The organism is Roseovarius faecimaris, assembly GCF_009762325.1.
In the GTDB taxonomy this organism is placed as follows: domain Bacteria; phylum Pseudomonadota; class Alphaproteobacteria; order Rhodobacterales; family Rhodobacteraceae; genus Roseovarius; species Roseovarius faecimaris.
The window spans coordinates 434,846-448,383 of record NZ_CP034348.1; the positions used below are offsets into that span (position 1 = coordinate 434,846).

The following is a 13,538-nucleotide window of genomic DNA, read 5'->3' on the forward strand; positions in this document are numbered from 1 at the left end:
ACCGGCAGCGTCACTGCGTTTCGAATCGCTTGGGTTCATTATCGACGAGCGCCGGAGGCACGCAAACACTCACGGAGGCAATCGTCAGTTCCTTTCTTCCATCGCCAAGACATGCCGCTACATTTTTTGCACTTCGTGCATCAACGTCTTCATCATAATGAGCGCGGTGATGGCAGTTGGGGCAGATGGCAATGACATATCGCGGGTCATCCGGCCCGCCATCAGTCATATGGCGGATGGGGTAGGCTCCCAAGTACGGTTGACCTTTGGGAGTTATGAACGGAGCGGGTGCCCGGCAGTGCTCGCAATGCCCATCGTCGCGTGCGGACACATAGTCCCTCAAAGCTTTGCTGCGCTCGAATAGGGTCGTAGTTCTGGTTTCTTGAATTGGAGCGGCTTCAGCAGCCGCCAGAGCGCGGCGACATGGCTCGTCTTGGGGCCGGGGGCGGGCGGAGCGGTTTCATCGGCCTCAGCAGCTTCTGCCAGGCCCCCCATGCCATCTGATTTCCCTCCCTCCCCCTTTTCATTATCGCTTACTTAAGTGTTTCTTTGTCGGCATTCGACTTTCTTGCTTTTCTAGCAGTAGAGCATCAGAAACCAACCTTGGTGCACTGGTTGTTTCACGTGTCGTCTTTGCTTGGTAGTAGGCAGCTGGAGTATCGGTGAACTAAAGTTCACTTCGGGGTTTGCTGCCACCCAATCTTTATCATTCTTAGCGCGCCTCAGAGCCGCTCGATGCGCTTTCTATCACTTGCTGGGAAGAGTAAGACCATGCGGTAATCCGGACGGCCGCGCGGCCCGGTTTCAGGCCAATTGTCAGGATGCGGCTTCTATGTGGTCCGCAAATATCCGCAATGCCGCCGCCGCCGCATCTCGTTCATACCGCGCTTGCAGCGTATGGTCATTGACCTGCATTAGGGCTCTAATTTGGTGCGCATCACCAGCCTCACATGCGGCAACAGCTTGTTCGATGATTTCGATGAAGTTTGTTGGGTGGGTCATAGATTGATCCCGTGGGTTCTATGCCGGGTTTTTCCCGCCATTCCTGCTAAATCTTAAATGATTTCCTGCCGATTTGTAAAAAAAATCCTATTAACCTATTGTTATTAATTGTTTAAATGAGGTTCAGGATTTCCCATTTTAATCTTTGAGATAACCATCATCCTTACCTATATAGATGGTCTCCGACAAACTCGGGACGATGCACAGCGACCAAATCGCGGTGCACTCAAGTTCACTGATCCCGTTTGGCCCCAACACCGGACGTTCGTGCAAGGGGCAGTGAATTCACACCCAGAGCCCACAGCGGAAGTAATGATTCCTCGCTGCGCGCGCGCGCAGCACGGAAATTGCTGCGGGCACTTGGATTTTGGCGCGCGAAGGCGGCGGTGAAACCGGCCATTCATTCGGGCTGCTACTAAGTTTGGAGCACAAACCCGCGGGTGGCAGGCCAGATACAATCAGGATTGCGAGTAGCATTCCAACGTCAGCGCGGTGCTGATGCTTGGGTTAGGAGGGCGGCAAGGAGGGCAAATCATGCCTCGATTCCAACTTCCTGCTGTTACCCCGAAACGTAAAACCTGGAACAAGGGGCGGATCGTCGGCCAGAAGCGACCGCTGCTACCAAAACAGGTTTGGGCCATCCGAGCGCGACTGGAGCTGGCGAACAACCTTCGCGATCTGGCGCTATTTAACGTTGCCATCGACAGCAAGCTACGTGGATGTGATCTGGTCAGGCTCTCTGTGGTCGATCTGGTCAAAGAAGATCGCGTCCGAGAACGTGTTTCGGTCATTCAGAGCAAAACCAAGCGGCCTGTTCAGTTTGAACTGACGGAAAACACAAGGGAAACTGTCTTGGCTTGGGTCAAGTCACCCGAGATGTTGGCCTGCTCGTTCATGTTTCCCAGCCGCTTCCACGATCGACCGCATATCTCAACCCGTCAATATGGCCGGTTGGTGCACGATTGGGTGTCGTCGATTGGTCTGGAACCAAGCGGATACGGAACGCATTCGCTTCGCCGAACCAAAGCTGCTGAGATCTATCGAAAAACAGGTAACCTGCGCGCAGTTCAGCTCTTGCTAGGACACACAAAGGTCGACAGCACGGTGCGCTACTTGGGAGTTGAACTCGAAGATGCGCTGAGTATCGCCGAAAATATTGACCTTTAGGCATTGGGTGAGCGGCTGATGCCGCTCGCCTTTGCGGGCCGACCCGCTGCAAGCATCAGGTTTGACGTAAAATGACCAGCGCCGCCAAAATCTATTTGGCGTCCGCTCGCCATAACCATCCCGGACCAGATAAAGTCGGGTGAATTGGCTGCCAGCTCCAAGTGGGCAATCACTCAGACGGCCAACCCTTTTAGCTCAAGTAGCGATACGGATGGCGGCGCAAAGTTCGGGGTGCAGAATCCAGTTCCCCGGTTTCTCTTCGTGTCCGGAAACACCGCGAGAACCAATTAACGCCATTCCATCACAACTGGTTGAAGGCACCTTGGAACCTGACTCTGAAGACAAATATCCAGCAATCGTTCGACCCGCGCTTGCTAGAGCCTTTCTTGCCGAGATAGTGGACTTGTAGCTGCCCGCATTCGCGATCCTCTCCTCTGTCAACCCATCTGCTTCCGCCAGTGACAACGCCATCAACATGGCGCCCTGCGGTTTTGTCAGCTTTACAGTGTTGAGGGCCTCAACGTATTCGTCGGATGTTGGTACCTGTGTCCCGGTGCTTTGATCTGTCCTGCGGTCCTCGCTCCTGCGGATATCACGCGCGTCGATGGCGGAATGCAACGCGGCGATTGCGGCCTCTTCAGTCTCACCAGTTGCCTCGGCAATCAGACCGCGTGCCTTTGTTGGTGGCATTGGGAATGCCCGGGCCATGTATACACCCGCGATATAACCGGACTTGATCTGATATCTACCATACTCGCCCACACGGATCGTCGCAGCGGCTTCTTTCTTGGGCTCCTTGGCCTTCGATTTCTTGGACATACCCTTGAAGATGCCACGCCCCGCATCTGATCTGTTTGGCGCTGTGTAAACTGACATTGGCTGGTCTCCTGAGGATGGCAAGTCACAACGCCAGTTCGGTGGTTACCGATCCGGGCAATGGAACTGCTGCGTTAGTCGGTGGAAGAAAACTAAGAAACAAATGGCCGTCGGGCGATGGGACGCTCCAAAGGAGCGCCCCGTTGCATAATTCAGGCGAGCGCGATGTTGGTTGCGCTTTCGCGGCCATCGCGGCCGGACTCGACGTCGAAGGTCACCTTCTGATCGTCGTTCAGGGTGGTCATGCCCGACTTCTCGAGTGCGGAGATGTGCAAGAACACATCCTTTCCACCTGTGTCAGGTGCAATGAAGCCGAAGCCTTTGGTGGTGTTGAACCATTTCACTGTGCCGTTGGCCATGTGAATTTTCCTTATTTGATCGCTGCCCGCGACATGCGGCAGCCCGGCTTCTTACAACAGTGTCTAGCGCTGTGAGCCGGTAAAGGAAAACAGAGGGTCGAATGGAGTTCAGTAGCTATATATATGTGGTGGCCTCCCGGCTGAGTTACAAGGTGCGGGCCAACTGATCGCCAGTATTTCCTTTGCCAAATGAGCTTTTATCCCCTAAAGATCACAAGCTGCTGGATACCCTGGCAGCCAGAAAAGGAAAGCCGTAATGTCGTTCAACGACTTGGCGAAGAATGAGGCCGCCGAAAAAAAGGCCTCGCAAGAAAAAGATACGAAATCGCAGACTGCAACTAAACGACCTTCTGAAGCAAAGACCGAGCCCACCGACCCAAAAACGGGTTGAAAGGCTGAGCATTTAGGCTTCTCTTATCCAGCGTAAGAGGGTCGGCGTTACAAGCGTTGCGAAAGGTTGCCGCCAAGAACGATCCCATTGATCAGCTTGGCGGTTACCGTATGTAATTTTCGCTCTAATTCTGGACCTTGGGCATTTTCGTGGGTGGCTGCCGCATCGCGGAGAATGCCGACAATCTCGCGCTCCGGCAGCAGATTGCTGTCTTGCAAGGCAAGTAGGAGGGCCTCGCAAATCGAGAAGGCTGCCATGCCTGCGGGGTCTTGTGGGTCTGACATCGGGCATTCCTCTTTCGTTCGTTCTATTACGGCCGAGTTGGGACTTGATCGTCCTAAACTCACAAAGAGTTTGGTATCCCGTACTGATCGAAAGCAGTCTCGGCGCCGAATTCTTCTATGAGTACCCGCCGGTTCGGGAGGGACCGATATGAACATCAAAGCCAGTCCACTCACCCAAAAGCTTTCTGCGTTCGTTGCACTGTCGGAGACTGAACTGGTCGTTCTTGAACGCTTGCACCAGAGAAGGAAGTCTTTCTCAGCAGGGCGCGATTTGGTTCACCAAGGCCAATCCGAACAGGCGGCCTACATCCTGGCGTCGGGTTGGGTCGTTTCTTACAAGATCCAGCCTGACGGGTCGCGGCAGATTGTTGATTTCCAGATACCGGGGGATTTTCTGGGGCTGCGCAGCGTTCTTTTGCACACATCAGATCATGGGATCGAACCCATCGTCGATATCGAGGCTGCGGAAGTTCTGGTGAGCGATCTTCTGCAAGCCTTCGCAGAGACACCCCGGCTGGCCACAGCCGTTCTCTGGGCCGTGTCGCGCGACGAAGCGATGGTTGTCGAACATCTGGTTGGGCTGGGGCGGCGCAATGCGGATGCGCGCATGGCGCATTTCCTGCTGGAACTTGGCGTGAGACTGTCACTTGTCGGTATGGGAAGTCGGCAAGGCTATGCCTGTCCGCTCACACAGTATCATCTGGGGGATGCGTTGGGGTTAAGTGCTATCCACGTCAACCGCGTCCTTCGCAAACTCCGCGAAGGCGGGCTCGTCTCGTTTCAGAGCGGGCTGGTCACGTTCGATGACTACGAGGGGCTGGTTGCGTTGGCGGATTTCGATCCGGCCTATCTCGATCAGTCACGGCCTCTTTTGCCGTGAAAAAGCCGCCCTAAGTTTGGGCGGCCCTGTCGTCTTTTCACAGGCCATACCGACATTACATCAAGGCGCGGCTCGCTTGCTTGAGCTCGTTGTGGGCCTCTTCGTCGTTTTCGGCTTCATGTGCCTTTTCAGCGGCCTGATAGTGCTTCAGCGCTGCGGCCTTCTTGGGGCCTTCGGGTGCCTTGTCCCAGGCAGCCTTGACGGAAGCCATGTGTTTCACGGTCTGGTTTTCCTCAGTTTGGTTTTCTACACTCATGGAATTGTCCTTTCCTGGACGGTCCGAGAATAAGAGGCGCAGAATGCATACAGTTCTATTGAGGAACTGCATGTGCCCCGCGCCTCTGAGCTACTCGGAAATAACCACCATGACTTTCGGTGGGTTGGTTCACCTAACCGGTTTCTCGGTGTCCTTGCACTGACGCAGGTTAGCCCGTCTGAGCCAGATAGAAGAACCACGTTAGAACCACGAATCCAACGAGGGCCATCGTTGTCCATGAGATCGATATTTTAGGAGAGTTGTTGGTGCCTGCTTCGCATGGTTTCGAAACGCGAAGCGGCGCGCGTTTTGGCAGCAGTAAAACCAGCTTCGCCGCTCTGCCCTCGCTTGCCAAAGCCAGCGCCGGAATATCGGTAATCGCTTCAAAATGCGTTGTCAGCCGAACTTGCGCGTCCTCCCGAGCCAAACGTGCAAGCTCACGCGCCTCGGTCCACGGCTCGAGGTCAAGGCGTGCAAGAGCTGACAAGACCGTCACGGCTGCACCGGTTCGGTCCTCCCCCAATTCCGCGAAGAGGAAGGCATCGTAGTCACTGCCATCTGGGTGAAGGACGTCTGAGGCGGACATGGGTTTCCTTTCGGCGTTAGATTGAGGCGAAGACTTGCACGGAGGTGTCTGAAGCCGCGAAACGGCTTTACCTCTTACCCTGACAGTAAAGAACCGGACGGGGGCTAACCTCGATCAGCTTCATCCCGCGCGGGTTCGGATAGTGTGCACTCAATTGCCTTGCCTTGGCGTTCTTTTCGACGTTCGCCACGACGGCGACGGCGGAAAGTCCAGCATCTTTTCAATGGAGACCCGGGATGTTCATGCGTTCGACCAGATCGATGGTGACGTTATCAAATGACTTCACAATTGGCGAAAGCCAGCAGGAGCTTCCGGCCGGAACGTATGAAATCGTTGTTGAGGAAGAACTAATACAAGGCCTCAGCTTCGAGGCTTACCGGCGCACCGCGACTTACCTGATGGTCCGGGGACGCGGCAGCAATGCGGGTCAAACGACGATGCAAATGACCACAAACGAGGAACTCGAACATGCGATGGCATGTGATCGAGCCCTCTCCGAAACCACCAATGACAGCGAAGCGGCGCTTTCCCCGCAAAAGGACACGACATGACAACACCTGAATGGCTGAAACCCGGCATCTACGGCGCGCTTCTTGGCGCGGCGTTTGTCGGCATCGTTGGATTTTCCTGGGGCGGCTGGATGACCGGTGGCGGCGCAGAGGAGATGGCCAACAAGATGGCGAAAGAGGAAGTGATCGCGGCGCTTGTGCCCTTGTGCCTCGATATGTCCCGCACCGACAATGAACGCGTTGCAAAACTGGCTACGATCCGCGAGGCATCGTCATTCAAGCGGCGTGAAGCTGTTATGGAAACCGGCTGGGTGACGATGCCCGGAACAGATGGCCCGAACCGCGATCTGGCACAGGCATGCATCGAAGGTCTCGACCTTGATGCATCGTAATGACCTAAAACTGTCGCCTGTTTCGTCCAAGAGCGCCTTAGGCGTGCTCGCCACGGTGTTTTTCACGGAATTCCTTGCGCTCGCCTTTGTCGCGTTCATCGCGATCGGATCGCCGTCTTTCGCCCAATCTCAATCGGCCCCGATGCCCGCGAATGCGCGGCCCAAAAGCTATGGCGAGGGATGGGAGTGTGATCGTGGATACCGGCGTGACGGCGATGCGTGTCTTGCCATCATCGTTCCGGAGAACGCCTATGCCACCAACCGGACCTATGGCAAGGGCTGGGAGTGTCTGCACGGATTTCAGGAGGTCGATGACGCGGCTTGTTTTGAGGTCGTCGTTCCCGAAGGCGGCTATCTCGACCCGTCGGGACAAAGATGGAGCTGCCTTCGTGGCTACATGAAGGTCGACGACATTTGCATCGAAGTCGTTGTGCCGGACAATGCGTATCTGTCGGCTGACTCTTATGGCGCCGCTTGGCTTTGCAACCGTGGCTACCAGATCGAAGGCGACACATGCGTCGCAATCGCGGTCCCGGAGAACGCCTTTCTGAATGGCTCCGGATACGGGCAGCCCTGGACATGTGAGCGGGGCTACTTCGAACGCGATGACACCTGCGAGGCTGTTGTCGTCCCGGAGAATGCTTATTTCGACGATGCAAGCTATGGCCCAGGCTGGAAGTGTAATCGCGGCTTTGCAGAGTCCGACGGCGGCTGCACAGAGATCGACCTCCCCGAAAATGCGCATCTCAACCGATCGGGAAACGGGTGGGAGTGCCATAGGAATTTTCAGCGCTCGCGAGGGCGTTGCGTCCTGAACGACTAGCGCTCGCAATCCAAATTGAAACACGGCTCACCCGCCCGAATGCTTCATGTGATCGGACCCGGGAAAACCCGCTCGGCAAAGGAATAATCATGGAAACGGACAATGCAGAAAACACGATGACAAGGCTGTCAAGCATGGGGCCGCAAGCCCCGCTTGACCTGTCCGCTTCCCGTCGATCTCACACCAGCAAAGAAGTAACAAAAGGGGTGCCCACAGCGATTGTCTATTGCGAGGGGAACTTCGGGCAGATCGACGGGAAAACCGCAAACGGGCTTGTCCGTCACAGCCAAGCCTACCGCATTCTTTCGGTCATAGACAGCAGACTTGAAGGGCGCGACAGCGGGCAAGTGCTGGACAATGTGAGTAACGGCATCCCCGTCCTTGAAGATATTGAGGCTGCGATTGCGCGTGAAGCAAGTATCCCAGACACGTTGATCTATGGGATGGCCCCCTCTAAAGGGAAGATGTCACCGACTGATCGAGAGATCGTGCTGGATGCCATCGCGCTCGGCATGAACATCGTCAGCGGTCTCCACGAATACCTTGGCGATGATCCCGAGATTTCAAACGCCGCTGATGCGGCCAACGTGACGATCCGAGATATTCGCAAACCCCGACCAAGCAAGGACATGCGTCTTTTTGACGGATGCGTGTCCGAGGGGAAGGCAATCCGCATTGCCGTACTCGGAACGGATTGTGCAATTGGCAAGCGGACGACAGCGACCATTCTGGCCAGGGAACTGAACGCGCGTGGTATCAAGACCGTCCTCGTCGGCACCGGCCAGACGGGATTTATGCAGGGCGCAAAATACGGCATCGCCATGGACGCCGTGCCACCGCAGTTTTGCTGCGGGGAACTTGAACGCGTGATTGTCGCGGCGTCTCGCGGCGACGAACCCGATGTCATCCTGATCGAAGGACAAGGTGCGCTCAGCCACCCGGCTTTTTGCACGTCAGCATTCATTCTTCGCGGCGGCCAGCCGCACGGTGTTGTACTTCAACATGCGCCCAAACGCGCTCATCGCTGCGACTTTCCCGGCATGCCGATGCCCGGGCCGAGAAGCGAAATCGCCCTCATCGAAGCTTTTGCTGACACTCGGGTGATTGGTATCACACTCAATCACGAGGCGATGACGGGCACCGAGGTCGATCGTGCAATCGACAGTCTTTCACGGGATCTTGGCATTCCGGTGACGGACGCGCTGACCCGGCCGGAAGTGCACCTGGGCGACATGGTCTTGGCCGCCTTTCCGCAGTTGCGGCCCGCACCTCTCGCGGCCGCGGAATGACCTCGCCGCGAGTGGAAATTGATCTGGGCAAGATCCAGGCTAACGCGCGATGTCTCGTCCGCCGCCTTGGCGACCGTGGAATCTCGGTCACCGGCGTGACCAAGGCCGTCTGCGGGCATCCTGACGTGGCCGAGGCGATGCTGGACGGTGGCGTTGTCGGTCTGGCCGACGCCCGCATCGCAAACCTCTTTCGGATGCGGACCGCGGGGATCAATTACCCAATTTCGATGATCCGCGCGCCGCTGCTGAGCGAGATGAAAGACGTCATCCAGCATTGTGACGCGAGCTACAACACTGAGATCGACACGATCCTGAAGCTTGGCGCAGCCGCAAAGAAACTGGGTACCTCGCACAATCTAATACTGATGATCGAAACGGGGGATATGCGCGAAGGCATTTTACAAGAGAACCTTAATAACTTCGTCACTCGGGTTATCGCCACACCCGGTGTTGCACTCAAAGGCATTGCTGCAAATTTCGCCTGCATGGGCAACGTGGTACCGACAGGCCGCGACATGGCCATGCTCTCGCGACTGGCAACTCAGGTCAAAGGTGCCTGCGGACCTTTGGTAGAGCTTGTGTCAGGCGGCGGCTCGGCCAATTTGCCATGGGCACTAGGCGAAGGTTCGACCGGGCGGGTCAACAACCTGCGACTGGGTGAGGCGATCCTGTTGGGCACCGACCCTGTGACAGGGCAACCGATCACTGGACTTCATACGGACGCGTTTACCCTGTTTGCCGAGGTGATCGAAACAAGGGTCAAACCGAGCGCAAGACCACATGCGTCAATTGCTCCGGAGCTTGGGATGCTCAAATTGGTTCAGAGTGATGCCTACAGAACGCGTATTATACTTGCTGTCGGACAGCAGGACACCGACGCTAGCGGTCTTACATTTCCTCCAGGAATTGCATTTATCGGCGCGACCAGCGATCACACCGTTATCGGCACATCCAATTCCACCATGTCCGTCGGCTCCGAGATGAAAATGGGCATGAACTATGGCGCCCTCACGCGGGCGATGAGCGCCCCAGATGTCGCAAAGATTGTTCATTGCAAGAAAATGATGAGGGGAAGTTCCCGAAATCGAGAGTCCCACTCTGTCTTGACACTAGTTTGACCTCCAAAAGATCGACCCGGAGCCTTTGAACGTCATATCTCGCCAACTTGTTTTACACCGCGCCATAGTAAAACGACCGGTCAATACACATATAAAAATAAGCCGCATTCAAGATTTCGAGCCTGTTCGGGGCCCGGGAATTCCTGCGGAGAATCCCAGAAAGGATGAAGAACATGTCTTTCAAAGACCTGACGACCAGAGCTGCTGCCGCACTGAAATCCAAACCTGCGGAACCGTCGAAAAAAGAACCGGCAATCAAGGCGCCGGACACTGCCGCGAAACCGGGTTCTCCGGGTCCGAAAAAAACCTGAAGCAGGCACCCGAAGAGGCTGTTTTTGCTCAATGTCGTGAAAAACTGCTCAATTGAAAGGATCAAACGCAATGGACGACCAAACAGCCAAGACCGTCGCGGTTTTTGACCGGCCTTTCAAACTTCCCGGCTTCGACGAAACGCTTCCCGCCGGTGAGTATGATATAGAGACAGAACTCGCCTCACCACCTGATCACAAGGACCCTCAAGCCTGGAAGGCCTCTGTCGTGGTCCATCTGCATCCACGCCTGTCCCATCCGGGATTGACGCGAAGCCTTTCTGTGTCTCTGGTCGATCTCGACCATGCCCGCGCGAAAGACAAAAAGTCCGGCAAGGACCTCTCACAGGTCTTTCTCGAAGAGATGCTGGCCGATCCGATGGTGCAACTCGTCATGCAGGCAGACGGGGTGTCCGAGGCGCAATTGCGCCATCTCTACTCGGGAACCCGGACGACAAAGACAGACAAGGATGTCCTCGATACCAAGACTGAAACCGGAACCGAACAGAAGCGGTTGCCGGACCGTTCGAAAATTCATGACGCCGAAAACGAAGGGATGCCATGCCGACCGCGCATGTCATCCGTTTCCGATTGACCTTGAAAGCGTAATTTCAGGGGCCAAATGAACGCGAGGATCTGATGCGATCAAAAGTCGAAGACACCCTGATGGATCGCCCCATCCGCGCGGTCGGCGATGTGCCGAAGCTGCGATTTTGCTTGCGTTGTGATGCTTCGTTCTGGAGCGAAGGCTTCGGCCAGCGCATCTGTGCAAGAGGCAAAGGTACGACAGCATGGCGCGCGGCAGTGCCCGAAGGCGTCAGCAAAGGTCGCTCTCGCTCCGGCGGTCGGTCGACTTAGGTCTGCTGCATGCCGACGATCACGATCGCACACACGACCACCTATCGTTATCGCGCCGCCGTGGTCCTTGGACCGCACAGGCTGATGTTGCGTCCTCGTGAAACGCGGGACCTCGCATTGACGGCTTTCGATCTTGAAATCACGCCGAAGGCCCGCATCGACTGGTCCCACGATGTCGCCGGAAACGCTATTGCCATCGCCAACTTTGATGTCACGACGGATGGGCTTTCGATCCGGTCCCACACGACCGCTGTCCTCACCGCGCCCGACTGGCCTGTCTTCCCGATTGCGGCCTCTGCGACGTCCTACCCGTTCCTTTACTCCACCGAAGACTGGACAGATCTCGGGGCGCTTTCTGCGCCACAATACCAAGACCACGAAGGGCGCTTGTCAAACTGGGTCGAACAATTCGTGATGCGCAGGCCAACGGATACGCTGTCGCTTTTAAAGGACATCAGCAATGGCATCACAGCTCAAATCGCATATGAGATCCGCGAGAGCGAAGGCACGCAAGGACCACTCGAAACCATCGACCGGGGCTACGGTTCGTGTCGCGACTTTGCGGTCCTCTTTGCCGAGGCTATCCGAACGCTGGGATTCGGGGCTCGTCTGGTGTCCGGCTACCTCTACGACCCCAGTGATGATCGACGCGGATCTGCTGGCTCGGGTTCTACGCATGCATGGGTCGAAGTCTTCGTTCCCGGGGCCGGTTGGATCCCGTTCGACCCAACGAACAGGTCAGTAGGGTCGGCCAACCTGATCCCGGTGGCCGTTGCGCGGAACATATCACAGGTCGCTCCGGTAACCGGCAGCTTCCAGGGAGAAGGTAACGATCTGCTCTCGATGGAGGTGGTTGTGCGTGTTGAGGATCAGTGATTACGCTGGTAAGAACTGGACATCCATTCGCCGACTATCATGCGGCGTTCGGACGGTTTGTCCGGGTGCCATTTTTGGTAGGGCAAAAGACCGCTTCGGCGAAAATGGCTGCAACGCGGCGAAACGTATGTCGCAGATGCGAGCGGTTTCTGCGTCAGCGAAAGCTGCAAGAGAATAAGTCCGCTTTGTCCGCGACTTTCTCGTTCGTTTGCGGCGTAGCGAACGGTCGCGTCTCCCAGACTCGCCGTTCGTGGATCGTGCCGCGAAGGTGCAGGCCGAGCCCAAAGCCGACCTTAAAGTGAAGGGCAAGTTTGCGGCAGATCGATGCGCGGAACGTCAAGTTGACCATTCTCTTCTTCTAGAGATGGAGCGAATCGCGCATGATCCGACACAGCCCCTCGCTGCGCGGATCACGGTGATCTGCTCCCCTTGGAGTCCGCGTTTATAAGTTAGCTCTGTTCAGGGTTTGGTCCTCTCTTGACCGCTGGTGATACTCCCACGGAGTGAGCCCGTCGAGGCTCGAGTGTGGTCGGTGATGATTGTAGTCTTTGCGCCATGCCGCAATCATGCGGCAGGCATGGCGCAAAGACGGGAACAGGTGTTCGTTGAGGCATTCTTCACGCATCCGCCCGTTGAAGCTTTCGACCAGGCCGTTTTGCATTGGCTTGCCGGGTGCGATGTAATGCCAATCGACTTTGCGGTCTTCCTGCCATTTCAGTATGGCGTTCGACGTGAGTTCGGTCCCGTTGTCGCTGACCACAAGGCAAGGGTGACCGCGCAGCTCTGCGATCCGATCCAGCTCACGGGCGACACGCGTACCGCCGATGGATGTGTCCACCACGGCGGCCAAGCATTCCCGGCTGAAGTCATCGATGACGTTCAACACGCGGAACCGTCGCCCATCCTCAAGTGCGTCCGACATGAAGTCGAGCGACCAACGTTGGTTTGGGCCTTGGGGGATCGCCATGGGCGTCCTGGTGCCCACTGCGCGCTTGCGTCCGCCCCGTTTACGAACAGTTAACCCTTCTTCGCGGTAGAGCCGGTACAGTTTCTTCCAGTTCACCTCCCAGCCTTCACGCTTCAGCAGGATATGTAGGCGGCGATATCCGAACCGACGCCGCTCAGAGGCCAGTTCTTTCATCCTTGTGCGCAACACGGTGTCCGCCGGACGCTTCGACGTCCGGCGATATACACGTGGATCGATCCCGGCCAACGCACAGGCGCGCCTCTGATTGTAACCCTTAGTCTTCATCGCCCAGTCCACAGCATTCCTCCTCGAACCGGGCCTCAGAAGTTTTTTCCGAGCATCTCTTTCAGCGTCGCCACATCCATCATCTGCTTGGCCAGCATCTTTTTCAGCTTGGCATTCTCACTTTCCAGCGTCTTCAAACGCCGCGCATCGGACACTTCCATGCCGCCATACTTCGACCGCCATTTGTAGAAAGTCGCATCGCTGATCCCATGCCTGCGGCACAGCTCCTTCGCACCAAGACCGGCCTGATGCTCCTTCAGAATGCCAATGATCTGCTCTTCGCTGAAACGGCTTCTCTTCATCGTCTGTCTC

The 13,538-nt window shown here is 56.4% G+C and carries 19 protein-coding genes; 11 read left to right on the forward strand and 8 right to left on the reverse strand.

Annotated features, from left to right (window positions below; all coding sequences use genetic code 11):
- Positions 1-339: 339 nt before the first annotated feature.
- Together EI983_RS02425 and EI983_RS02430 are read right to left on the reverse strand one after the other, a co-directional pair.
- Positions 340-495, reverse strand: coding sequence for a hypothetical protein (locus tag EI983_RS02425; RefSeq protein WP_157705698.1), 156 nt, complete (start codon positions 493-495; stop codon positions 340-342).
- A 321-nt stretch (positions 496-816) separates the two neighbouring features.
- Positions 817-1,002 carry a hypothetical protein gene (locus EI983_RS02430; RefSeq protein WP_157705699.1) on the reverse strand — a complete coding sequence of 62 codons (186 nt, stop codon included), beginning with the start codon at positions 1,000-1,002 and terminating at the stop codon, positions 817-819.
- Positions 1,003-1,536: 534 nt separating this feature from the next.
- Here EI983_RS02430 and EI983_RS02435 point away from each other — a divergent pair.
- Positions 1,537-2,169 (forward strand): tyrosine-type recombinase/integrase, encoded by a 633-nt coding sequence (locus EI983_RS02435; RefSeq protein ID WP_157705700.1) that lies wholly within the window; start codon positions 1,537-1,539, stop codon positions 2,167-2,169.
- A gap of 195 nt (positions 2,170-2,364) precedes the next feature.
- Here EI983_RS02435 and EI983_RS02440 read toward each other — a convergent pair whose 3' ends face one another.
- Together EI983_RS02440 and EI983_RS02445 are read right to left on the reverse strand one after the other, a co-directional pair.
- Positions 2,365-3,045 (reverse strand): hypothetical protein, encoded by a 681-nt coding sequence (locus tag EI983_RS02440; RefSeq protein ID WP_157705701.1) that lies wholly within the window; start codon positions 3,043-3,045, stop codon positions 2,365-2,367.
- Positions 3,046-3,197: 152 nt separating this feature from the next.
- A complete protein-coding gene (locus tag EI983_RS02445; RefSeq protein ID WP_157705702.1) occupies positions 3,198-3,404 on the reverse strand; it encodes a cold-shock protein in 207 nt (68 codons plus the stop codon).
- Positions 3,405-3,660: 256 nt separating this feature from the next.
- On the opposite strand from EI983_RS02445, the gene EI983_RS19405 reads away from it, so the two are divergent.
- Complete coding sequence (locus EI983_RS19405; RefSeq protein ID WP_281356451.1) at positions 3,661-3,795, forward strand: hypothetical protein; 135 nt, start codon at positions 3,661-3,663, stop codon at positions 3,793-3,795.
- A 47-nt stretch (positions 3,796-3,842) separates the two neighbouring features.
- On the opposite strand, the gene EI983_RS02450 is transcribed toward EI983_RS19405, so the two are convergent.
- Complete coding sequence (locus EI983_RS02450) at positions 3,843-4,079, reverse strand: hypothetical protein (protein ID WP_157705703.1); 237 nt, start codon at positions 4,077-4,079, stop codon at positions 3,843-3,845.
- A gap of 148 nt (positions 4,080-4,227) precedes the next feature.
- Between EI983_RS02450 and EI983_RS02455 the strand changes: the two genes are divergently transcribed.
- Positions 4,228-4,959: a Crp/Fnr family transcriptional regulator gene (locus EI983_RS02455; RefSeq protein WP_157705704.1), complete on the forward strand. Its 732-nt coding sequence runs from the start codon at positions 4,228-4,230 to the stop codon at positions 4,957-4,959.
- A 55-nt stretch (positions 4,960-5,014) separates the two neighbouring features.
- On the opposite strand, the gene EI983_RS02460 is transcribed toward EI983_RS02455, so the two are convergent.
- A complete protein-coding gene (locus EI983_RS02460) occupies positions 5,015-5,215 on the reverse strand; it encodes a hypothetical protein (protein WP_157705705.1) in 201 nt (66 codons plus the stop codon).
- A 169-nt stretch (positions 5,216-5,384) separates the two neighbouring features.
- Complete coding sequence (locus EI983_RS02465) at positions 5,385-5,801, reverse strand: hypothetical protein (protein WP_157705706.1); 417 nt, start codon at positions 5,799-5,801, stop codon at positions 5,385-5,387.
- 236 nt (positions 5,802-6,037) lie between these two features.
- Here EI983_RS02465 and EI983_RS02470 point away from each other — a divergent pair, with 236 nt between their 5' ends.
- From EI983_RS02470 to EI983_RS02505, 8 genes are all read left to right on the forward strand, one after another.
- Positions 6,038-6,352 carry a hypothetical protein gene (locus EI983_RS02470; protein ID WP_198389361.1) on the forward strand — a complete coding sequence of 105 codons (315 nt, stop codon included), beginning with the start codon at positions 6,038-6,040 and terminating at the stop codon, positions 6,350-6,352.
- Positions 6,349-6,702, forward strand: coding sequence for a hypothetical protein (locus tag EI983_RS02475; protein ID WP_157705707.1), 354 nt, complete (start codon positions 6,349-6,351; stop codon positions 6,700-6,702). Before EI983_RS02470 ends, EI983_RS02475 begins: the two co-directional genes overlap by 4 nt.
- Complete coding sequence (locus EI983_RS02480) at positions 6,641-7,525, forward strand: hypothetical protein (RefSeq protein ID WP_246162245.1); 885 nt, start codon at positions 6,641-6,643, stop codon at positions 7,523-7,525. Before EI983_RS02475 ends, EI983_RS02480 begins: the two co-directional genes overlap by 62 nt.
- 89 nt (positions 7,526-7,614) lie before the next feature.
- The gene (locus tag EI983_RS02485) at positions 7,615-8,814 is read left to right on the forward strand and encodes an N-acetyltransferase DgcN family protein (RefSeq protein ID WP_246162246.1); all 1,200 of its coding nucleotides are present in this window, start codon (positions 7,615-7,617) and stop codon (positions 8,812-8,814) included.
- An 11-nt stretch (positions 8,815-8,825) separates the two neighbouring features.
- Positions 8,826-9,932 (forward strand): alanine/ornithine racemase family PLP-dependent enzyme, encoded by a 1,107-nt coding sequence (locus EI983_RS02490; protein ID WP_157705708.1) that lies wholly within the window; start codon positions 8,826-8,828, stop codon positions 9,930-9,932.
- A 173-nt stretch (positions 9,933-10,105) separates the two neighbouring features.
- Positions 10,106-10,243 (forward strand): hypothetical protein, encoded by a 138-nt coding sequence (locus tag EI983_RS02495; protein WP_157705709.1) that lies wholly within the window; start codon positions 10,106-10,108, stop codon positions 10,241-10,243.
- 70 nt (positions 10,244-10,313) lie between these two features.
- Positions 10,314-10,835 carry a hypothetical protein gene (locus EI983_RS02500; protein WP_157705710.1) on the forward strand — a complete coding sequence of 174 codons (522 nt, stop codon included), beginning with the start codon at positions 10,314-10,316 and terminating at the stop codon, positions 10,833-10,835.
- A 272-nt stretch (positions 10,836-11,107) separates the two neighbouring features.
- Positions 11,108-11,974 (forward strand): transglutaminase family protein, encoded by an 867-nt coding sequence (locus EI983_RS02505; RefSeq protein ID WP_157705711.1) that lies wholly within the window; start codon positions 11,108-11,110, stop codon positions 11,972-11,974.
- Positions 11,975-12,416: 442 nt separating this feature from the next.
- On the opposite strand, the gene EI983_RS02510 is transcribed toward EI983_RS02505, so the two are convergent.
- A protein-coding gene (locus EI983_RS02510; RefSeq protein WP_157705712.1) for an IS3 family transposase occupies positions 12,417-13,528 on the reverse strand; the annotation gives its coding sequence in 2 pieces (ribosomal slippage) (positions 12,417-13,273 and positions 13,273-13,528; 1,113 coding nt in all).
- Between the last annotated feature and the right edge of the window lie 10 nt (positions 13,529-13,538).